The following is a 21,153-nucleotide window of genomic DNA, read 5'->3' as shown; positions in this document are numbered from 1 at the left end:
GGATCACCAAGCGATGAGAAGAATCGTCATGGCCCTGCTTCTCTTAGCGGGCTCACTCGCCGCCACCTCTCCCGCGCACGCCGACCAGACCATCGGATTCCCCACCTTCAACGGCCCGGCGATCCCGGCCCCGCCGGTCTCCTACACCCCCGGCAACATGATGCGGTCCATCTACGACGCCGAGAGCTCCGGCACCGACTTCTGGATGGACCGGCTGCTGGCCCGCACCGGCAACGACCCGGCCGGCACCTGGCTGATGAGCAGGGGCCGCGCGGTCTTCATGAAGACCCACAACCCCTCGGTGCTCGGCTTCGGCGGCCAGGTGGCGTACTGGGAGAGCATCAGCGACAACAACGCGTACACCGTCGCCGTCACCCCCGGCACCTTCACCGAGCAGGTGAGCCAGCGGCGGCAGGTGCCCAGCCACTGGAGGAGCGTGCACACCAGCGGCTCGGTCACGGTGACCCAGACGAAGTTCGTCACCGACAACAACGTCGCCGTGACGAACCTGTCGATCACCAACGGCGGCGGCGGCCCCACCACCCTGCAGCTGCGGGCGACCTCGCCCTACGCCACCTCCGGCTCGGGGAACGAGCTGACCGGGCAGGTCAACGCCCGCAACAACCTCACCACCCTCTACCCGAGGCTCAGCGGCGACGGCTTCAGCGTCTCGAGCGGCGGGCTCAACAGGTCCGTCACCGTCGCGGCCGGGGCGACCGTGACCGCCAAGGTCGTGATGGGCTTCGTCGCAGGCGAGATCCCCGAGTCGCTGACGGAGTACAACGCCTACAGGGGGTACTCCAACACCACCGCGTTCGCGACCCACGTGCGCGCCTACAACCTGTGGTGGGCGCGGAACGTGCCCTACATCGACGTGGCCGAGCCGGCGATCAAGAAGAACGTCTACTACCGCTGGTGGCTGATGCGCTTCAACCACCTCGACGCCGACATCCCCGGCCAGACCTTCCAGTTCCCCACCTCGACCGAGGGCGTGCTGGGCTACAACAACGCCATCGCGCTCACCCAGCCGATGCACATCGACGACCTCAAGTATCTGCGCGACCCGATCTACTCCTACGGCAACTGGCTCAGCGTCGGCCAGACCTCCAAGAACGGCCGCTTCCTCGACAACCCCGGCGACCCGGAGAACTGGTCCAACAGCTACACGCAGTACATCTCCGAGGCGGCCTGGCGCAGCTACCAGATCCACGGCGGCCAGAGCGGCATCGTGGCCAACCTCGCCCGCTACGCCGAGCAGGACGTCAAGGGCCAGCTCGCCTACTACGACCACGACGACAACAAGCTCATCGAGTACGACTGGGGCGCCCTGACCGGCAACGACGCCGACGCCGTCTCCTTCCACTGGAAGAACGGCAACATGGACCGCGCCGAGTCGGCGTACCAGTACAGCGGCGCGCTCGCCGCGGCCCAGGCCTACGAGGCGATCGGCAACACGGCCAAGGCCGGCGAGATGCGCACGCTCGCCACGCAGATCCAGAACGCCATCGTCAACGTGCTGTGGAACCCGAACCGGCAGCTCTTCGAGCACCGGCTGAAGTCGACGAACGAGTGGGTGCCCTGGAAGGAGATCAACAACTACTACCCGTTCGCGGTCGGCGCCATCCCCAACACCGCCACCTACCGGCAGGCCCTGCGTCTGTACGACAGCCCCGCCCAGTATCCGATCTTCCCCTTCTACACGGCCAACCAGGTGGACAAGGCGGCGGCGGCCGCGGCGGGCAACCCGGGCTCGAACAACTTCTCCACCATCAACTCCACCGTGCAGTTCCGGCTGTACTCGTCGGTGCTGCGCAACTACCCCAACGAGTGGATGAACGCGACCGACTACAAGAAGCTGCTGTACTGGAACACCTGGGCCCAGTACGTCAACGGCAACACCTCCTGGCCCGACGCCAACGAGTTCTGGGCCGACTGGAACGGCTCCTCGGTCAACTACCGCTCCTGGATCCACCACAACATCCTGGGCAGCAGCAACTGGACGGTGATCGAGGACGTCGCCGGCCTGCGCCCGCGTAACGACGCGAAGGTGGAGCTGTCGCCGATCAACATCGGCTGGACCCACTTCACCGTCAACAACCTGCGCTACCGCAACGCCGACCTGACCATCGTCTGGGACGACCCGGCCGACGGGGTGGTGCGCTACCCGGGCGTGCCCGAGGGCTACTCCATCTACGTCAACGGCACCCGGACCGCCACCGTCGGCTCCCTGGTGCCCTTCACCTGGGACCCGGCCACCGGCAACGTCACCACCGGCGGCACGGTCACCCACAGCGCCGCCGCCCCCGGCCTGCAGGCCCCCGGCCAGGTGGCGCAGAGCGGCGCCCGGATGGTGGACATGCTCGCCAAGGCGGGCGTCGACCTGACGGCCAACCTGACCAACCTCGCCGCCGGGGCGACCGCGTCGGCCTCGCACACCGGCTCGGGCGGCAACCTGGCCGGCGCGATCGACGGCCTCCCCACCAACGAGCCGTTCTGGGGAGCGGGAGGCTCCCCCAACGCCCAGGACTGGTACGAGCTGAACCTCGGCTCCGCCAAGACCCTCAACGAGGTTCGGCTGCACTTCAAGGACAGCCGCCCGGCCGGCGGCACCTACCGGGCGCCGTCCTCTTACGACGTCCAGTACCACAACGGCAGCTCCTGGGTCAGCGCGCCGGGCCAGGTCAAGACCCCGGCGGCGCCGCGGGCCAACTACAACGTGGTGCGCTTCTCCCCGGTCAGCGCGCAGCGGGTACGGGTCCTGGCCACCAACGCCTCCGGCGCCAAGACCGGGCTCACCGAGATCAAGATCTACAACCGGGGCGGCGTGCAGCCGCCCGCCAACCTCGCGACCTCGGCGACCGCGTCGGCGTCCTACACCTCCGCCTGGGAGAGCGTCACCGCCCTCAACGACGGCATCGACCCGCCCTCCTCCAACGACACCGTCAACCCCCGCTGGGGCACCTGGCCACAGACCGGCCAGCAGTGGGCCGACCTCACCTGGACCACGGCCAGAACCCTCAACCGCGCCGACGTCTACTTCTTCGACGACGAGGACGGCATCGACATGCCCGCCTCCTGGAAACTGCAGTACTGGAACGGCACCGCCTACGCCGACGTCCCCGCAGCCGGCTCCCACACCCTGGCCAAGAACCAGTACAACACCGTCACCTTCCCCACCCTGTCCACCACCCGCCTGCGCGTCCTGCTCACCGCCACCGCAACCAGCTCCGTCGGCCTCCTCGAGGTCAAGGCCTACGGAACCTGACCCCGCCCGTGGGGGCGCGCCCCCACGGTCCACGCGGGGGAGGGGCCGGTACGGCACGCCCCCCCGGCCGCGCCGGTCTCCCGCCCCGGGTGCCGGCGCGGCCCACGACACGACGGGAGGGACCTGATGGCACCGAACCGCGGCCGGACGCGGGCCAGGTCGGCGGTGCTGCGCGACGTGGCGGCGCTGGCCGGGGTCTCGGCCATGACGGTGTCGCGTACGCTCAACGCCCCCGAGCGGGTGCGCCCGGACACCCGGGCGCGGGTCCTGGCGGCGGTGAAGAGCCTCGGCTACCGGCCCAACCAGGCCGCCCGCCGGCTGGCCACCGGCCGCTCGGGCGTGCTGGGGGTGGTGGGCTTCGACATCACCCTGCACGGCCCGTCCGCCACGCTGTACGCCATCGAACGGGCCGCCAGGCGGCACGGCTACGCGATCAGCATCGCCTGCCTCGACTCGGCCGATCTCGGCTCGATCGGCGAGGGGGTGCGCGGGCTGCGCTCCCAGGAGGTCGACGGCGTCATCGTCGTGGTGCCGCACGAGGCGGCCGCCGGCGTCGTGCGCGACCTCCACCCCGGCCTCGCCCTGGTCGTGGTGGACGCCGGGACGGGCATGCCCGTCCCGGTCGTCATGACCGACCAGGCCGGCGGCGCGGCCACCGCCACCGGGCACCTGCTGGACCTGGGCCATGAGACGGTGTGGCACATCTCCGGCCCGGCCGGCTGGACGGCCACGCGGGAGCGCGTCCAGGGATGGCGTTCGGCACTGGAGGCCGCGGGACGGCCGGTACCCGAGGTGCTGTCCGGCGACTGGAGCCCGCAGTCGGGCCACCGGCTGGGCAGGCGGCTGGCGGAGTGCCCGCACGTCACGGCGATCTTCGTGGCCAACGACCAGATGGCCCTGGGGGTGCTGCGCGCGTTGCGCGAGGCGGGGCGGCGCGTCCCCGAGGACGTGAGCGTGGCCGGCTTCGACGACGTCCCCGAGACCGGCTACCTGCGGCCGTCGCTGACCACGGTCCGCCAGGACTTCCGCGCCCTCGGCGACCACGCCTTCCGCCTGCTGCTCCAGCGGATGGAGGGAGAAACCGGGAAAACCGTCGAGGTCATCGGAACGGAGCTGGTCGTCAGGGAGAGCACCGGGAGGGCGCCCAGAGCTTTTTGAATGATCGCGAGATGACAATGAAACGGTCCGTCCGGCATTTCTGACAATGTATTTTTCAGCCGGTGCGACGCCGTCTTCGGCGCGCCTTTTTCGCCGTTCTCCCGGTTCGCACGGAGCTCACAGAACGCGTACGGAATGAGTCAAGTGGGGACTTGACAGCATTTGCATTGTGGAAAACACTCGGGAAACCTCGGTCGAAACGCGCCGCCCGCTCCCCGAGGGAATTAAGAGGCGCCTTCACAAAAAAATTATGTTAGCGCAAACAAATGTAACGCGAAAACTCCCCCGACCCCCCAGGAGCGCCGCATGAGACGACGATGCACCGCCATCCTCGCCGCGATCGTCGCGATCGCACTCGTCCCCTCCACCACCGTGCCCGCCAGGGCCGCGACCCCGATCACGACCGCGATCTACACGGCCGACCCCGCCGCGCTGGTCGTGGGGAACACCCTCTACCTCTACACCGGCCATGACGAGGCCCCCGCCGGAGGCACCAACTTCGTCATACGCGACTGGCACGTCTACACCTCCACCGACGCCTCCACCTTCACCGACCAGGGGGCGAAGCTCTCCCTTTCCAGCTTCCCGTGGGCCGGCGGCGACGCCTGGGCGAGCGAGGTCGAACCGCGCAACGGCAAGTACTACTGGTACACCTCGATCAACGGCAACGGCCCCGGGTGGATGAACATCGGCGTCGCGGTCGGCGACTCCCCGCTCGGCCCCTTCACCGACGCCAAGGGCGGGCCGCTGATCAGCGACAGCACCCCGAACTCCTCCCCCCTGAACATCGATCCGACCGTCTTCACCGACGACGACGGCCAGGCGTACATCTACTGGGGCTCCTACTACGGCGTCCGCGCGGCCAAGCTCAAGCCCGACATGATCAACCTGGACGGCCCGGTCGTCACCCCCTCGGGGGTGAGCAACTTCTGGGAGGCCCCCTGGATGTTCAAGCGCAACGGCACCTACTATCTCGCCTACGCCGCCAACGACTCCGGGTGCTCCCAGCCCGGCTACGCCTGCGTCCGCTACGCCACGGCGAGCAACCCGATGGGGCCGTGGACCCAGCGCGGCGTCGTGCTCGACCAGGTCACCTCGACCACCAACCACCCGGCGATCATCGAGTTCAACGGCCAGTGGTACATGGTCTACCACAACGCCGGAGCCCCGGGCGGCGGCGACTTCCGCCGCTCGGTCACCCTGGACAAGCTGTACTGGAACGCCGACGGCACCATGCGGAAGGTCGTGCAGACCACGACCCCGATTGGCGGTGGAGGCGGCGGCCAGCCCCCGGCCGGCACCAATCACGCGCTGACGGCGACCGCGTCCACCTCCTACGTCTCCCCGTGGGAGACACTCGGCGCGATCAAGGACGGGTTCGTCCCCTCCGGCTCGGCCGACCACAGCCACGGCGCGTACGGCAACTGGAGCCACCAGGGCACCGAGTGGATCGAGTACCGGTGGCCGGCCGCGCGCAGCCTCGGCAAGGTCGCGACCTACTGGTTCGACGACGACCAGGGCATCGACCTGCCCGCGTCCTGCCAGGTCCAGTACTGGAACGGCAGCGCCTACGTGAACGTGCCCGGCCAGTCCGCCTGCGGCGTCGGCGCGAACACCTACAACGTCACCACCTTCAACCAGATCTCCACGACGCGGCTGCGGCTGAACATCACCTCCAGGACGGGCTACTCCACCGGCGTCCTGGAGTGGATGGCGCTCTAGCACCACATCCCGGCACCACCTCTCCGGCAGCGCCTCTCCAGCACGACACCGTCAACCGGCGCTGGGGCACCTGGTCACAGGCCGGCGAGCAGTGGGCGCTGCTCACCTGGTCCTCCGCGCGGACGCTGACCTCGGCCGACATCTACTGCTTCGACGACAACGGCGGCGTGCGCGTACCGGCGGTGTGGCGGTTGCGGTCCTGGAACGGCAGCGCCTACGTCGACCTGGCCGGGGCGAGCGCCTACAACCGGGCGCTCAACCAGTACAACCACGTCACCTTCACCCCCGTCACCACGACCAGGCTGCGGGTGCTGTTCACCGGCGGCTCGTCGGTCGGCCTGCTGGAGGTCACGGCCAACGGCACCGTGCCCGGCGGCGGCACGGGATGGAACCCGCCGGCGGACCTGGTCAACCCGCTCAACCAGGTGTGGCAGCACTACGAGAGCACCTACCCGCAGCTGCACACCTTCAGAAACTACGGCTGGGACCAGGTCATGGCCAACGGCGGCAGTCTCAACCACTGCGTGCGCTGGGAGTCGAGCGCGCCGGTCTCGGCCGGGCTGCGCGACCGGATCCACGCCTCCCTGGCCCGCCAGGTCAAGAAGTGGACCGACCTGATGACCGGCCACAACGGCTGGCCGTACACCGACGTCCCCGTCAAGGTCGTCGGGTGGGCCGTGCGCGACCGCGCCACGCTGCAGTGGAGCGACAGCTCCGTCGACGTCTACGTCAACAACATCCGCGAGGGCGCCCCGCGGTGCGCCGAGCCGTGCAGGCGCTTCTTCAACCAGAACGGCCAGTACCCGAACTGCCCGGGTGGAGCGGCGCGCCACTACGACATGTCCCTGTGGCTCACCGCCGGGATGGGCGGCGGCGCGGACGGCGACTGGGGCCCGCTCCCCCGCGAAGGTGATCGGCGACCGGAAAATCCCCGGCCATCGAAACCCGGGAAAATCATCTCAAAATTCCCTCCAAGCCCAGCAAAACCCCGTCAAATCCACATGTACCGTTGATTCAGTACGTCTCATTCGCGCACCCGATGCGTCCGCGATGCGTCCGCAAACGATTCACACCACCTGCCACCGGTGGCTCACCACGAATGTCCGTCGCCCCCACGCATCCCACTGAAAATTGACCGGACCATGCGATGACATGCGCGGCGCGGAGGTTGTGGTTGTGGAGCAATGGTCAAGGCGCGAGGACGAACGGCTGCTCACCGGTGAGGGCCGCTACGTCGCCGACATGGACGTACCGGGTTGCCTGGACGCCGTGTTCGTGAGGAGCGACGTCGCGCACGGCGTACTGCGCGAGGTGGACTGCTCCGCCGCCCGCGAGGTGCCGGGAGTGGTGGGAGCCTGGTCGGCCGCGGATCTCCCCGGGGTGCCGCCGTGCGCGCGGCCGACCGGCATGTCGCGGGACCTGCTTCCGGTTCCGTACGTGCCGCTCGCCCAGCTGTCCACGGAGGAGGCCGTGGCCGGCCGGGAGTGGCCGGTGCTGGTGAGGGACCGGGTGCGCTACCCGGGCGAGGCGCTGGCCGTGGTCCTGGGCGAGGACCGCTACCGGGCCGAGGACGGGGCCGCCGAGGTCACCTTCCGGATCGACCCGTTGCCCGCGGTGGTGACGCCGTCCGCCGCCGCGGACGGCACCGTCCGCCTGTTCGACGGGCTGAGCAACGTCGCCCTGCGGGGGGAGGCCGGGAAGCCGATCGGGGAGCCGGTGTGGCGGGAGGCGGCGGTCGTGGTGGAGGGCCGGTACCGCCAGCAGTTGCTGATGCCCACCCCCATGGAGTGCAGGACGATCCTCGCCGTGCCCGAGGGAGACCTGCTGACGGTCTGGTCGGGCCATCAGACGCCGCACCGGTTGCGCCGGGATCTGGCCGCGCTGCTGGGCCCGCGGGTCGAGCGGGTGCGCGTGGTGGTGCCGGACACCGGGGGCGCGTTCGGGTCGAAGAGCACGACCTTCCCGGAGTTCGTCGCGGTCGCCTTCCTGGCGGTGGAGCTCGGACGTCCCGTCCGGTGGATCGAGGACCGGCTGGAGTCCATGATGGTCGCCACCCGGGGCCGGGGTCAGGACCAGAGGGTCCGGCTCGCCGCCGACGCCGACGGGCGCCTGCTCGCGTACGAGCTGAACATCGACGCCGACATCGGCGCCTACCCCCACCTCGCGGCCGGGCTGCCCATGCAGACCGCCTGGATGGCGACAGGTCCGTACGCCACCCCGAGGGTGCACGCCACCGTCCGCTCGGTGCTCACCAACACCATGGTGACCTACCCCTATCGAGGCGCGGGGCGCCCCGAGGCGGCGATCGCGCTGGAGCGGTCGATGGACACGCTGGCCCGCCGGCTGGGAATGGACCCGGCGGAACTGCGGCGGCGCAACTTCATCCCGCCCGAGGACTTCCCCTACGAGACGCCCACCGGGCGGCACTACGACAGCGGGAACTACGCCGCCGCGCTCGACCTGGCGCTGGAGGCCCTCGGCTACGACGGATGGCGGGCCGAGCAGGCCCGCCGCCGGACGGACCCGGAGGCCCTCCCCCTGGGGATCGGCCTGTCCTGCTACGTGGAACGCTCCGGTGGCGAATCAGGGGGACTGCACGAGTTCGCCGGCGTCGAGGCGCACGAGGACGGCACGGTCACCGCCCGCTGCGGCACGGCCTCCAGCGGCCAGGGCCACGAGACGGTCTTCCCCGCGCTGGTCGCCGAGACCCTCGGCGTGGACGGGGCGCGGGTCCGGCTGGTCGAGGGCGACACCGACGAGCAGCCGGACGGGGTGGGCTCCTTCGCCAGCCGGTCGGCGCAGGTGGGCGGCGCGGCGCTGCGGAACGCCGCCACGCTGCTCGTCGAGGAGGCGCGGGCGCGGGCCGCGGCCCTGTGGGAGGTGCCGGAGACGGAGGTGGCGTGGTCCGACGGCACGGTGCACACCGTCCACGGCGGCTCGGCGGCGATGGACCTGGCCGAGCTGGTGAAGGCGACCGGGCCGATGCGGGTGGACGGCCGGTTCGAGTCGGGCATGGCGTTCCCGTTCGGCACCCACGCGGCGGTGGCGGAGGTCGATCCGGAACTCGGCACCGTGCGCGTGCTGCGGCTGGTGGCGGTGGACGACTGCGGGGTGGTGCTCGACCCGGCCATGGTGCGCGGGCAGGCCTTCGGGTCGGCCGTGCAGGGCATCGGCCAGGCGCTGTACGAGGGCATCCCCTTCGGGGAGAACGGCGTGCCCCTGCTCGCCGAGGCGCTGCTGGACTACCTGCTGCCGACATCCGCCGAGATCCCGCCCATCGAGCTCAGGGACACCCGCACGCCGAGTCCCAGCACGCCGCTGGGCGCCAAGGGGGCGGGAGAGTCGGGCTGCATCGGCACTCCGGCCGCGATCGTCAACGCGGTGGCCGACGCGCTGCGGGTGGCCGACCCCGATCTGCTGCAGATGCCGCTCACCCCGGACGTGGTGTGGCGGGCGGCCCGCGCCCCGAAACTCCCGGAGGAGGTCCGGTGAAGCCCGCCGCCTTCGACTACGTCGTGCCGCGCACGGTGCGCGAGGCCGTCGACGCGCTCGGTTCCGGGCCGGGTGCCCGGATTCTCGCCGGTGGCCAGAGCCTCGTCCTGGAGATGCGCCTGCAGCGCATCCGCCCCGAGCTGGTGGTCGACATCAACCGCGTCGCCGAGCTCGACCGCATGAGCGTCGACGACGGCACTCTGCGGGTCGGCGCCCTGATCCGCCACGCCGCCTTCGAGCCGGAACGGGAGAACAGCGTGCCGGGCCCGCTCGGCACGCTGTTCTCCCGCGCCGTCGTCAACGTCGCCCACCCGCCCATCCGCTCCCGCGGCACCCTGGTGGGCAGCCTCGCCTGGGCGCACCCGGCCGCGGAGTGGTGCGCCCTCGCCCTCGCCCTCGACGCCGGCATCGAGGTGCACGGCGCCGGCGGCCCGCGCGAGATCGCGGCTCGCGACTACTTCCTCGGGCCGTTCCTGACCTCGCGCACGCCGGACGAGCTCATCACCGCCGTACGGTTCCCGCTGCTCTCGGACGACACCGGCGTCGGCTTCGTCGAGCACCGGCGCACGCACTTCTGCTTCGCCCAGGTGGCCGTGGCGGCGACGCTCACCGCGCCCGACGGGGTGATCACCGAGGCGAGGATCGGGCTCGTCAACTGCGCCGACCGGCCGGTGCGGGCCCGCGCCGCCGAGCAGGCGCTGATCGGCGCCGAGATCACGCCCCCGGCCGGTCGCCGGGTGCCAGGCGACCATCCGTTCGCCCGCGCGGGCCGCGCCGCCGCCGAGCAGGACGCCGCGCCCCGGCCCGAACCGTACGCCGACGTGGAGTACCGGCGCCAGGCCGTCGCCGTCCTGGTCGGCAGGACCCTGTGCGAGGCGGCGAGGGACCGGCTGTCGCGGGCCGGCACGTCCGGAGGAGGCCACCGATGAGGATCACCGTCACGGTGAACGGCGAGGAGCGCGCGCTCGACGTGGAGCCCCGGCGCGTGCTGGCCGACGTGCTGCGCGAGGACTGCCGTCTCACGGGCACGCACCTGGGCTGCGAGCACGGCGTCTGCGGGGCCTGCACGGTGCTGGTCGACGGCGAGGCCGTCCGGTCGTGCCTCATGCTGGCCGTGCAGTGCGACGGCGGCTCGGTGCGTACCGTCGAAGGGCTGTCCGGCCCCGGCGGCGAGCCCCATCCGCTGCAGCGGGCCTTCTCCGCCGAGCACGCCCTGCAGTGCGGTTTCTGTACGCCGGGCTTCCTGATGGTGGCCGCCGGGGCGCTGGAGTCGGACCCCGCCCTCGGCGACGACCCGGAGCGCGTCGCCGCCCTGGTCGGCTCCAACATCTGCCGGTGCACCGGCTACGAACCCATCCGGCGCGCGATCGCGCGGGCCGCGGGCGAGTGGCCGGAGAGCCCGTCCCGAGGTGACCTCCGATCCTGAGGTCACCTCGGCCAGAGCGGCGTCGGACGCGGTCGGGTCAGAGGGGTGTGTTCATGTCGGCCTGGATCTGTGCCGCGGTGAGCGCGGTGGTGTAGACGCGGACCTCGTCGATCAGTCCCGTGAAACCGCTGTGCCCGATGAGCAGGGGGCCGAAGACGTCCGCCCTGACGGGGCCGACTCTCGGGTAGCTCTCGGCGACCGGTGTCCCGTTCACGTACAGCCGGATGACGTCACCGTCGAACGTCCCCGCCAGATGCACCCAGGTGTTCAGCGGGAGCGGCGGCCTGTTCAGGGTGGTGTTGGACGCCACCGACGCGTACGGCCCCTGCTCCGGATCCGAGGGGCCCATCGAGAGACCGTACTCGCCGGGGCCCCAGGGTGGGCTCTTCAGAAGGATGCTCTGGCCGGCCGCGGACCCGGCGCCGGTCGGGTAGACCCACGCCTCCATGGTGAGCGCCGTGTCCGCGCGCAGGGACACCGAGTCGGGAACCCGCACCCCGCCCGTGTGGGAACCACCGAACGACAGGGCCTTGCCGAACCTGCCGGCGGCCCAGGTCGTCCCGGCGGCGGTCCCGGTGTTGCCCGCCCCCGACGCGTCCCCCACCGTCGTGCCCGCGCCCTCGTTCATCCCGTACGCGGCCACGAGACAGTCGGCGGGAGCGCAGGTGGTGGGGTCGGCGGGCGCCGACTCGGACAGTTCACCCGGCTGATCCGCGTTGTCGATCGCCCGGACCCGGTAGTAGTAGTGCTCTGGCGACAGGCCGGTGTCGACCGCGGAGAGCGTGGACGCGCCGGTTCTGGCCACCAGTATCGTTCCGCTGCCCAACTGGGCGTTCCAGGAGGTCGACCGGTAGACCTCGTAGCCGCTCACGGCCTCGTCGTCGGTGGCCGCGGTCCAGGTGACGACGGCCTGGCCGGCGCCGCCCCGCGCGACCGCCGTCGGCGTGCTCGGCGGCAGATCGGGGATCCGGGCCCGCAACTCGTTGGACGCGGGCCCGAACTGTCCCGCGCCGTCGACCGCGATCACCCGGTAGTGGTAGGTCCCCTCGTCCAGGGGATGATCGGTGTAGAGGGCCGTCTGGATGGTCGCGATCCTGGTCCGGGCGGTGGGCGTGAACCCGGCCGTCGTCGAGCGGTGCACCTGGTAGGTGCCGACGCCCCAGTAACCGCCGGCGAAGGTGAACCTCAGTTCGGCCCGGTCGGCACGGCCGCCGCCGACGAGCGGTCCCGGGGCCGAGGGCGGGTTGCCCGGGGCGGTGACCGTCACCTGGACCTGCGCCGACGGGGGGCTCGCCTGGGAGGCGGTGTCGATCGCGACGACGCGGTAGTAGTACACCCCGGACGGGGCGCCCGCGTCCCCGAGGAACGTCGCGTAGTCGAACGTGGGCGACCCGATCCAGGTGTCGTCCGACGGGGTGAACCCCGAGACGGTCGAGCGGTGGACGTCATACCTGCGCACGCCCTTGTCGTCGGTCGACCCCGTCCACTCCAGCTGCACGCTGGCCTGGTACGCGGACGCGGTCAGACCGGTCGGGGTCGTCGGCGGCGCGTCGGTCCCGGTGATGGGATTGTTCATGTCCAGCTGTATCTGCGCCCGTGTCCTGGCCACGTTGTAGACGCGCACCTCGTCGATCGCGCCCTTGAAGTACGCGCCCCACGCCGGATGGCCGCCGATGTGGAGGGAGCCGTCCCCCGCTCGCACGGCACCGGCCACCGGCATGGACCGGTCGAGTTCACCGTCGATGTAGAGGCGCAGCCGGCTGCCGTCGTAGGTGGTGGCGAGGTGGCGCCAGCCGTTCAGCGGGAGGCCCCGCCGCGCCTTCACCGTGCGGACCGTGCCCGTGTTCACCGATGCCGAAGGAGGCCTCTCGTCATACTGCGCGCCGTCGGACTCCGACAGCGCGTAGCCCGGCCGGTCGCCGGCGTCCTTGACCAGCACCGGGTGCCGGCCGCTGTTGGAGGGGTTGACCCACGCCTCGACCGTCAGCGCGGCGGTGGGACGCAGGCTCGCCGAGGAGGCGATCGTGACCAGGCTCGACACGCCGTCGAAGGCGAGAGCCTTGCCGTACCTGCCCGGCACCCACGAGGTACCGGCGGCCGTGCCGTTGTTCGCGTTGCCGGACGCGTCGCCGACGGCCGTTCCGGTCCCCTCGTTCAGTCCGTACGCGGCGACGAGACCCGGTTCGGGCGCCCCGGCGTGCGCGGTGGCGTGTGCGGTGGCGGGCGCGACGAGATTCGCGCACACGGTGATCGTGAAGACGATTGACATGCGAAAGCGAGACAGCCTTGCCATGAACTCCCCGTAGCGGTCGGAAAACCGTTGCGACGGCCCCCGCAGCCGCCGTTACCGCTCGCATTATGTGTCTCTTTGTGTAACAAAATCATGACATAAGAACATTATTCTGACGGCTGGAACGATCGACCGCGCCCCGATCGAACGCCGGCTCACCGACCTGTACGTGAGGCCGGGGAGGAGACGCGGCAGCGGCCCACGGCTCCGCCCGGCCCCAACGGGGAACGAGCGCGTCCGGCGCTCAGGCCTGCTCGCTCAGCGTGATCGCGGCGGCGGGGCAGACCGCGGCGGCCTCGCGGACCAGGGCGTGCCGGTCCGCGCCGGGTTCGGGTTCGAGCAGGACGACGATGCCGTCGTCGTCACGCTGGTCGAACACCTCCGGCGCGATCAGCACGCACTGGCCGGCGCCGCAGCACTTGTCCTCGTCCACGGTGACCTTCATATCGGGTTCCTCTCTGCCGGCCGGGTGGGGCGGTGCCCGGTCACCAGCGGACCGGCACCGTGCGAAGGCCTCCGACGGCCAGCCCCTCGACTCGTTCCAGCTCCTCCACCGGAACGGCCAGCTCCAGGGACGGAAGCCTGCGCAGCAGCACCTCGAGCACGACCTGCAGCTCGGTGCGCGCCAGTGACTGGCCCAGGCAGGAGTGGGCGCCCGCGCCGAAGGCCAGGTGCGGGTTCGGGCTGCGGCTCAGGTCCATCTCGGCGGCGGCCTCGAAGACGCTCTCGTCCCGGTTGGCCGCGGCCATGCTGCACACCACGGTGGTGCCGCGGGGCAGGGTCGTGCCGCTCACCTCGGTCTCCTCGGGCAGGTAGCGCGGCAGGCCGAAGCCGGAGTTGGCGTCGAGCCGCAGCGTCTCCTCCACCGCCGTGCGCACCAGCGTGGGGTCGGCGAGCAGCCGCTCCCACCGGTCGCGGTCGGCCAGCAGCATGGAGACCATCTTACCGATCATGTTGGCGGTGGTCTCGTGCCCGGCGACCAGCAGTCCCATGCCGGTGACCAGGATCTGGATGTCGGACAGCCCGCCGTCCTCGGGGCCGCCGGCCGCGATCAGCTCGCTCAGCAGGTCCTCCCCCGGCTCGACGCGCTTGGCGGCGACGTGCTCGGACATGTACTGGAAGAACTCCGCCTGGGCGGTTTCGGTCTCGGCCTTGGTGTAGCGGGTGAGGTTCAGCAGGGTGTCGGACCAGTACGAGAACCGGTCCCGGTCGGCGGCCGGCACGCCGAGCATGTCGCAGATGACGTACACCGGCAGCGGGAAGCCCAGGTCCGCCCTGAGGTCGCCGGGTGCGCCGCGCTTGACCATGTCGTCGATGAGCTCCTCGGCGATCCGGGCCATCGAGGGCCGCAGGGCGGCCATCCGCTTGGCGGTGAACCACTTGCCGACCAGGCGCCGCCAGTGCTGGTGCTCCTCGCCCCCGTCGGGGATGATCTGCGCCAGCTCGCTGCTGAAGACCCCGCCGCCCTCCGCCGACAGCCGCGCCGCGTCGGGGGCGGTGAGCTGGCGGGTGAAGCGCGGGTCGGCGAGCACCTGCCTGACGTCGGCGTAGCGGGTCAGCAGCGTCGCCCGGTCGCCGCTGGGCAGCTCCACGTGCGCCACCGGGCACGTGCCGCGCAGCTCGGCCCATTCCGCGGGCGGCTCCAGCGCCTTGTCGTTGGGGATCGGGTAGCGCAGGACCTGCTCGTTGGCACTCATGCGTCATCTCCTTGCGAACGGATGGATCGGGCGGGCCGTGTCGTGCGTGCCTGTACCGTGCTCCGCTGTCACGCGGGCGTGAGGGGAGGAGCCGCACGCCGGGTGACGAATGCACCCTCACGCTACCCTACAGATGTCGGGAAACCTACAGATGTAGGTTGACGGTAAAGTAAGGACGTGGCCACGACCAAGAACAGCAACTCCCCCTCCGGTGACCGGCGCGTGCGCCGCACCCACACGGCCCTGGCACGCGCGCTGATCGAGCTCGTCGAGGAGCGGGACCTCTCCCGGATCACCGTCGCCGACGTCGCCGAACGCGCCGGCGTGAGCCGCTCGACCTTCTACGACCACTACCGCGACGTCCACGAGCTCGCCGAGGCCGCCTGCACCGCGATGATCGACGGGCTGATCGAGTCCCTGCCCGGTCCCGGCCCGGAGACGGCGGACCCGGCGCCGGAGGCGACCCAGTCGCTGGAGGCGTTCTTCGCCAGCCTCGCCGAGCACGCCGGGCTCTACCGCACCCTGCTGGGGCCGCAGGGCAGCGCACGCGTCGTCGACCACATCCGCCGCCGCATCGCCGCGTCCGTCCACGAGCGCCTCCACCAGATCACCGCCGGCGATCCGGCGGGACACTCCGGCCCTCCGTCGGACATCCCGCACGACGTCCCGGCCGCGTTCACCGCGGGGGCGCTCATCGGCGTGGCCGCCGACTGGCTCCAGCGCGGATGCCCGCGGACCCCCGCCGAGATGGCCGCCCTGACCTGGCCGCTCTTCAGCGCGCTCCACCGCGTCGACGCCGGCGCGCCCACCTGAGGCCGCCCGCCGCGTCCCTGGGGCCGTCCCGGGGGAGCTTCGAGCCCGTGCGAACCGCCGGCGCGCCCGCGGCGGCCGGTGGCATCCGGCGGCGGCCCGGCCCCTCGGATCAGCGGCGCGTCCGGCGGTGACCGGGCCCTCGCGTCAGCGGCAGAACGGCGCCATGCCGAGCGCCGACTTCACCCCGCCGAGCAGGTGCTGGACGAAGTACCGGTCGCCCTCCATCGGCTCGTCGGTCCACGCCTTGACGTCGTGGCCGAGAGTCGTGAGCCAGGCCTTGCCGCCGTCGTAGTACTGGCACCAGCTGACCGGGTGGTCGTCGCCGTGGCCGGGGTGGCCGAGGCCGCCGCGCACCCCCGGGCGAGCATGCTCTCGTCCACCTTGGCCGGCACCCTGACCCGCGTCGGGAACGGCACCAGGTTGTACCACTCGTCGGAGAACGCCCAGCGCTTCGGCAACCCCTGGGTGGAGCGGAACCGGGGGAGGCCGCGGAACCGGGGGAGGTGACGGTGAGCAGGAGTGCCGCCGCGCCGAGGGCGGCGATGGACAGGAACGCACGCCTGACGCGCATGAGCACCTCATGTGCTTCGGTCCACTAGATGGATCGCTTGGTCCACTGGGGGATCTTGAGCGTATCCAGCGCCGATGCCCTGAACAAGCTCTTGCTTCACCGCCGCGTCCGGCCTATCGTGCGCCCGGTCCCTGGATCCGGCGATCCGCCTGATGGACCCCGCGACAACGGCGCCGGCGGAAGGACACGGCTTTCCCACCAGCTTTCCCACCAGCGCGACGACCGTCACCGGGTCCCGAGGCCGGCCGAGATGAGCGGTCACCGCGCCCTGAGGTCGGTGGGCAGGATGGAGGGCGGCATGGGCCCCTTGTTGCGGCGGCCCTGGCCCGACTCCTCCCAGGCGTGCGCGAGGATGCCCACGCTGCGGCTCAGCACGAACAGGCCGCGGGCCAGCGGTGCGGGGAAGCCCAGCTCGGCGCAGATGACCGCGGTGGCGCCGTCGATGTTCATCGGCACCGGGCTGATCAGCTCCTCCACCTGCCTGGCCGCGCGCAGGTGGGCGCCGACCACCACGCCGCCGGCCACCGCCTCGTCCACCAGGGCGAGCAGCGGGTCGCGGCGCGGGTCGCGGGTGTGGAAACGGTGCCCGAACCCGGGCAGATACTTGTCACGGGCCCGCCGGCGGGCCACCGTGGCGGCCGCGTCACCGGTGCGCACGACCTCCTCCAGCATCTCCACGCACTGCTCCCCCGCGCCGCCGTGCACGTCGCCCAGCAGGTTGACGCCGGTGGCGACGGCGTTGTTCAGCCCGACGCCGCAGGTGATCGCCATCCGGGCCGCGGCGATCGACGGGGCGTGCGGGCCGTGGTCCACCGAGGAGACCAGCGCCGCCTCCAGCAGCGCGGCCTGCCGCTCGTCCGGCAGCCGGCCGCGGAGCATGAGCCAGATCATCTCGGCGAAGCCGACCTTCCCGATCAGCTCCTGCACCGGCCTGCCCTGCAGCTCGATGACGTCGGGCTCGATCCGGGACACCGCCGTCCCCCACCAGTCGGCAGTGTCGCTCATGTCGCTCATGTCGCTCATGTCGCCCACGCCGCTCATGACGTCACTCCGAACTCCGCGTTGTGCTGGCCGAGGAGGGGGGCCGGACCGCGCGGGCGCAACGCGGCGCCGTCGACGAGGACGCCGTTGCCCGTGACCGTCACGCGGCGCTCGTCGCCGCCGGGAAACGGCAGCTCCGTGAGGAAGCCGCGCCCGCGGAGCTGGCCGAGCGCAAGCGCCTGGGCCACGGTGAGGACGCGGGCGGCCGGTACGCCCCCTCGGGAGAGGATCTCCTCCCACTCCAGCGCCGTCCTGGTCCGCAACGCCAGGTTGAGCTCGCGGTTCAGCGCCCGGCGGTGGGTCTTGCGCGCCTCCCTCGCGGCGAACCGGGGATCGGCGGGCAGGTCCGGCCGCCCGACGAGGCGGCACAGCGTCTCGAACTGGACCTGCTGGTTGGCGGCGATGTTCAGCGGCCCGTCGGCCGTCTCGAAGGTGCCCGACGGCGCGGCGGTGGCGTTCTGGTCGCCCATCGGCTCCGGCTCGACCCCGCTGACCAGGTAGTTGGAGGCCGTCCAGCCCATCGCGGAGATGGACGCCTCCAGCATCGACAGGTCCAGGAAGCAGCCGGCCCCGCCGCGCGCGCGCCCGGCCAGGGCGGCGGAGATCGCCAGGGCGGCCATCAGCCCCCCGATCGAGTCGCAGATCGGGAAGCCGACGCGCAGCGGCACCGTCTCGGGGGTGCCGGTGACGCTCATCATGCCGGACAGCCCCTGGACGATCTGGTCGTAGGCGGGCGCCCCGCTCATCGGGCCGTTCTGGCCGAACCCGGAGATCGCGCAGTAGACCAGGCCGGGGTTGAGCTCCCGCAGCCGGTCCCAGCCGTAACCGAGCCTGGCCAGGACCCCGGCCCTGAAGTTCTCCAGCAGGACGTCGGCGCCGGCCACCATGGCCTCGAACGCCTGCCTGCCCGCCGGGCTCTTCAGATCGATCTCGACCGACTTCTTCCCGGCGTTCTGTGCCAGGAAGGAGGCGCCGAGCCCCTCCCGGTTGAGCTCGGGGTCCGGGCCGAGACGGCGGGCGAGATCCCCGTCGCCGGGCATCTCGACCTTGACCACCTCCGCGCCGAACAGCATCAGCTGGTAGCTGCAGTACGGCCCGGCCAGAACGTTGGTCAGGTCCACGACCTTGATGCCGTCCAGTGGCAACTGCTGCATTCACGCTCCATAAGGTCAGGTCAGGGGATGGTCGAAGCCGCGGTCCGACATGCGCTTGGCCGCCTCCCGCAGGTCCGCGGCGAACTCCTGGACACGCTCCTCGCCGAAGCGGACCGTCGGACCGCTCAGCGAGAGCGCCGCCACGGTCGCGCCCGCCGCGCCCGTCACGGGGACGGCCACCGCCGACAGGCCCGGCTCGCGCTCGCCGTGGCTCTCCGCGTAGCCGTCCCCGGCCACTCCGGCGATCCACTCCCGCAACGTCGCCAGGTGCTCCTCGCCGTACGGCGAGGACTGGCAGACCCGCGCCAGCAGCCTCGCCGGGGCGTCCCTGAGCAGGACCTTCGAGGCGGCTCCCGCCCACAGGGGCAGCTCGTCTCCGACCCGCACGACGTGGCGCAGCGGCTGCGGGCTCTCCTGCTGGGCGATGCAGATGCGGTGGACGTCCCGCAGGACGTAGAGGTTGACGGTCTCCCGGTGCCGCTCCCCCAGCTCGCGCATGAGCTGCACGGTCTCCGGGGGCAGCTCCCAGGCGTCGCGCGCGAGATGCGCCCAGCGCCACAGGGCCGGCCCCGCCGCGTAGCCCTTGCGCGTGGCCCACAGCAACCCCATGTGCTCCAGGGTCTGCAGCAGGCGCAGCGCCGTCGTCTTGGCCAGCCCCGTCTCGTCGACGACCTCGCGGATCGTCAGCGTCCGGCGGTCGTCGGTGAGCAGGGACAGGATGTCGAACGCCCGCTGGACGCTGCGCACGCCGCCACCGCTGTCACCGGAGACCGCCGGGTTGTTCATCGAAGGCACGGGTCCTCACTTGTGAGTCGAAGGTGAACCTTTTCCGCTCACTCTCGCATGCGGTCCGTACGCTAACACTAGTCCGCTCAGCGGTCCAGGTGAACCACTACGCGGATCGATTGCCCCCTTGCCAGAACCTTTACCCTCCTCATACCGTGAGGCAATCCACAGTGCGGTTCTTGAGAACCGCCAAGCGGATCTCTATGGAGATGACATGGACGCAGTCCAGGAAGCCGAATGCCTGATCGCCGGGAAGTGGCTGGGTGCGGGCCCCCGTTCCGACCGCGTCGGCCCCTACGTGCGGCGGGTCGTGAGCCGGGCCCGGCTCGCCGGTCCCGACGACATCGCCACCGCGCTCGACTACGCGCGCCGGGGTGCCGGGACGGTCGCGCGGCTCGCCCCGGCCACCCGCGCGACGATCCTGGAGCGCGCCTCGGCCGCGGTCACCGCCCGCGCCGAGGAGTTCGCCCGGCTCCTCGCCCTGGAGCTGGGCAAGCCGCTCAAGGACGGCCGCGGGGAGATGCTGCGGGTGGCCGACACGTTCGCCGTCGCGGCGGCCGAGGCCAGGGCGATCGGCGGCGAGGTCCTGCCCGTGGCGGGCTGGGCCCGCGGGGTGGGCAACACCGCCATCACACAGCGCGCCCCGGCCGGCCCGGTGCTCGCGATCACGCCGTTCAACGCCCCGGCGAACCTGCTCGCCCACAAGCTGGCCGCCTCCCTCGCGGCCGGCAACACCACGGTCGTCAAGCCGCCGCCGCAGGCCCCGGCCGTCTCGGCCGCCCTGGTCCGGCTGCTGCTGGAGGCCGGGATGCCGGAGGAGGCCGTCCAGGTCCTGCACGGGGGCGGGGACGTCGGCGCGCGGCTGTGCGCCGCGCCGGAGATCGCCGTGATCAGCTTCACCGGCGGCGTCACGGCCGGCGCCGCCGTCGCCCACGCCGCCGGGCCCAAGCGGGTGCTGCTGGAGCTCGGCGGCAACGCCGCCACCATCGTCTGCGAGGACGCCGACGTGGCGGAGGCAGCGCGTATCTGCGCGCGCACCGGATACAGCAACTCCGGCCAGAGCTGCATCTCCGTCCAGCGCGTCTACGTGCAGCGCAGCCGGTTCGAGGAGTTCGCCCAGGTCCTGACCGGCGAGGTGCGGGCGCTGAGGGTGGGAGATCCGCTCGACCCGGCGACCGACGTCGGCTCGATGGTGGACGACGAGGCCGCCGAGCGGGTGGCGCGCTGGGCCGGGGAGGCGGCGCGCGCCGGCGCGACGGTGACGACCGGCGGCGGCCGGACGGGCGCGGTGATGGAACCGACCGTGGTCGTCGCGCCGCCCGCCGACGCGAGGGTCGTCCGCGAGGAGGTCTTCGGCGCGCTCGTCGCCGTGCTCCCCTACGACGACTTCGACGAGGTCGTCCGGGAGTGCAACCGCAGCGGCTACGGCCTGCAGGCCGGGCTGTTCACCCACGACGTGCGCCGCATCGTCACCGCCTGGCGCGAGCTGGAGGTCGGCGGCCTGGTCGTGAACGGCTCGTCGAACCTCCGCCTGGACCACCTCCCGTTCGGCGGCGTGAAGGACTCCGGCATCGGCCGCGAGTCGCCCCGCTGGATGATCGAGGACTTCACCGTGACCAAGACCCTGCTCCTTCGCGGGCTGACCATCTGGGGAGACCAGTGACCGCCGACCACCTGGGAAGACCCGTGACCGCCGACCACCTGGGAAGACCCGTGACCGCCGGCCGTCCGGAAAGAC

Annotated in this window: 16 protein-coding genes; 9 read left to right on the top strand and 7 right to left on the bottom strand. The window is 71.7% G+C overall.

The window, feature by feature from the left end; all coding sequences use genetic code 11:
• Nucleotides 1–13: 13 nt before the first annotated feature.
• The 7 genes from AB0F88_RS25615 to AB0F88_RS25585 all read left to right on the top strand — a co-directional run bounded on the left by AB0F88_RS25615 (nucleotide 14) and on the right by AB0F88_RS25585 (nucleotide 11,063).
• Nucleotides 14–3,265 carry a discoidin domain-containing protein gene (locus AB0F88_RS25615; RefSeq protein ID WP_362688901.1) on the top strand — a complete coding sequence of 1,084 codons (3,252 nt, stop codon included), beginning with the start codon at nucleotides 14–16 and terminating at the stop codon, nucleotides 3,263–3,265.
• A gap of 126 nt (nucleotides 3,266–3,391) precedes the next feature.
• Nucleotides 3,392–4,423 carry a LacI family DNA-binding transcriptional regulator gene (locus AB0F88_RS25610; protein ID WP_362688898.1) on the top strand — a complete coding sequence of 344 codons (1,032 nt, stop codon included), beginning with the start codon at nucleotides 3,392–3,394 and terminating at the stop codon, nucleotides 4,421–4,423.
• A gap of 306 nt (nucleotides 4,424–4,729) precedes the next feature.
• Nucleotides 4,730–6,145 (top strand): glycoside hydrolase family 43 protein, encoded by a 1,416-nt coding sequence (locus tag AB0F88_RS25605; protein ID WP_362688895.1) that lies wholly within the window; start codon nucleotides 4,730–4,732, stop codon nucleotides 6,143–6,145.
• Nucleotides 6,130–7,158 (top strand): hypothetical protein, encoded by a 1,029-nt coding sequence (locus AB0F88_RS25600; RefSeq protein WP_362688892.1) that lies wholly within the window; start codon nucleotides 6,130–6,132, stop codon nucleotides 7,156–7,158. Before AB0F88_RS25605 ends, AB0F88_RS25600 begins: the two co-directional genes overlap by 16 nt.
• Before the next feature lie 163 nt (nucleotides 7,159–7,321).
• Nucleotides 7,322–9,637, top strand: coding sequence for a xanthine dehydrogenase family protein molybdopterin-binding subunit (locus AB0F88_RS25595; protein WP_362688889.1), 2,316 nt, complete (start codon nucleotides 7,322–7,324; stop codon nucleotides 9,635–9,637).
• On the top strand, nucleotides 9,634–10,566 hold the full coding sequence (locus AB0F88_RS25590; RefSeq protein WP_362688886.1) for an FAD binding domain-containing protein: 933 nt from the start codon (nucleotides 9,634–9,636) through the stop codon (nucleotides 10,564–10,566). Before AB0F88_RS25595 ends, AB0F88_RS25590 begins: the two co-directional genes overlap by 4 nt.
• Nucleotides 10,563–11,063 carry a (2Fe-2S)-binding protein gene (locus AB0F88_RS25585; RefSeq protein ID WP_362688883.1) on the top strand — a complete coding sequence of 167 codons (501 nt, stop codon included), beginning with the start codon at nucleotides 10,563–10,565 and terminating at the stop codon, nucleotides 11,061–11,063. Before AB0F88_RS25590 ends, AB0F88_RS25585 begins: the two co-directional genes overlap by 4 nt.
• Nucleotides 11,064–11,100: 37 nt before the next feature.
• Here the strand turns inward: AB0F88_RS25585 and AB0F88_RS25580 are convergent, their stop codons facing one another.
• The 3 genes from AB0F88_RS25580 to AB0F88_RS25570 all read right to left on the bottom strand — a co-directional run bounded on the left by AB0F88_RS25580 (nucleotide 11,101) and on the right by AB0F88_RS25570 (nucleotide 15,050).
• Entirely contained in the window at nucleotides 11,101–13,332 is a 2,232-nt protein-coding gene (locus AB0F88_RS25580) for a LamG domain-containing protein (RefSeq protein WP_362688880.1), read from the bottom strand.
• A gap of 265 nt (nucleotides 13,333–13,597) precedes the next feature.
• Nucleotides 13,598–13,798: a ferredoxin gene (locus AB0F88_RS25575; protein WP_362688877.1), complete on the bottom strand. Its 201-nt coding sequence runs from the start codon at nucleotides 13,796–13,798 to the stop codon at nucleotides 13,598–13,600.
• 40 nt (nucleotides 13,799–13,838) lie between these two features.
• Nucleotides 13,839–15,050 (bottom strand): cytochrome P450, encoded by a 1,212-nt coding sequence (locus AB0F88_RS25570; protein WP_362688874.1) that lies wholly within the window; start codon nucleotides 15,048–15,050, stop codon nucleotides 13,839–13,841.
• A 177-nt stretch (nucleotides 15,051–15,227) separates the two neighbouring features.
• On the opposite strand from AB0F88_RS25570, the gene AB0F88_RS25565 reads away from it, so the two are divergent.
• Nucleotides 15,228–15,863, top strand: a complete 636-nt coding sequence (locus AB0F88_RS25565; protein WP_362688871.1) for a TetR/AcrR family transcriptional regulator — start codon at nucleotides 15,228–15,230, stop codon at nucleotides 15,861–15,863.
• Nucleotides 15,864–16,007: 144 nt separating this feature from the next.
• Here the strand turns inward: AB0F88_RS25565 and AB0F88_RS25560 are convergent, their stop codons facing one another.
• From AB0F88_RS25560 to AB0F88_RS25545, 4 genes are all read right to left on the bottom strand, one after another.
• On the bottom strand, nucleotides 16,008–16,217 hold the full coding sequence (locus tag AB0F88_RS25560) for a ThuA domain-containing protein (RefSeq protein WP_362688868.1): 210 nt from the start codon (nucleotides 16,215–16,217) through the stop codon (nucleotides 16,008–16,010).
• 475 nt (nucleotides 16,218–16,692) lie between these two features.
• Nucleotides 16,693–17,475: a citryl-CoA lyase gene (locus tag AB0F88_RS25555; RefSeq protein WP_362688865.1), complete on the bottom strand. Its 783-nt coding sequence runs from the start codon at nucleotides 17,473–17,475 to the stop codon at nucleotides 16,693–16,695.
• Nucleotides 17,472–18,629, bottom strand: a complete 1,158-nt coding sequence (locus AB0F88_RS25550; RefSeq protein WP_362688862.1) for a CoA transferase — start codon at nucleotides 18,627–18,629, stop codon at nucleotides 17,472–17,474. The genes AB0F88_RS25555 and AB0F88_RS25550 overlap by 4 nt, the downstream gene beginning before the upstream one ends.
• A 15-nt stretch (nucleotides 18,630–18,644) precedes the next feature.
• Entirely contained in the window at nucleotides 18,645–19,415 is a 771-nt protein-coding gene (locus AB0F88_RS25545) for an IclR family transcriptional regulator (RefSeq protein ID WP_362688859.1), read from the bottom strand.
• A gap of 214 nt (nucleotides 19,416–19,629) precedes the next feature.
• Between AB0F88_RS25545 and AB0F88_RS25540 the strand changes: the two genes are divergently transcribed.
• Complete coding sequence (locus AB0F88_RS25540; protein WP_362688856.1) at nucleotides 19,630–21,078, top strand: aldehyde dehydrogenase family protein; 1,449 nt, start codon at nucleotides 19,630–19,632, stop codon at nucleotides 21,076–21,078.
• Nucleotides 21,079–21,153 lie beyond the last annotated feature (75 nt).

The sequence above is a fragment of the Streptosporangium sp. NPDC023963 genome, assembly GCF_040639135.1.
In the GTDB taxonomy this organism is placed as follows: domain Bacteria; phylum Actinomycetota; class Actinomycetes; order Streptosporangiales; family Streptosporangiaceae; genus Streptosporangium.
Note: the sequence above shows the minus strand (reverse complement) of the source record. Positions and strands in the feature narration are given on the sequence as shown.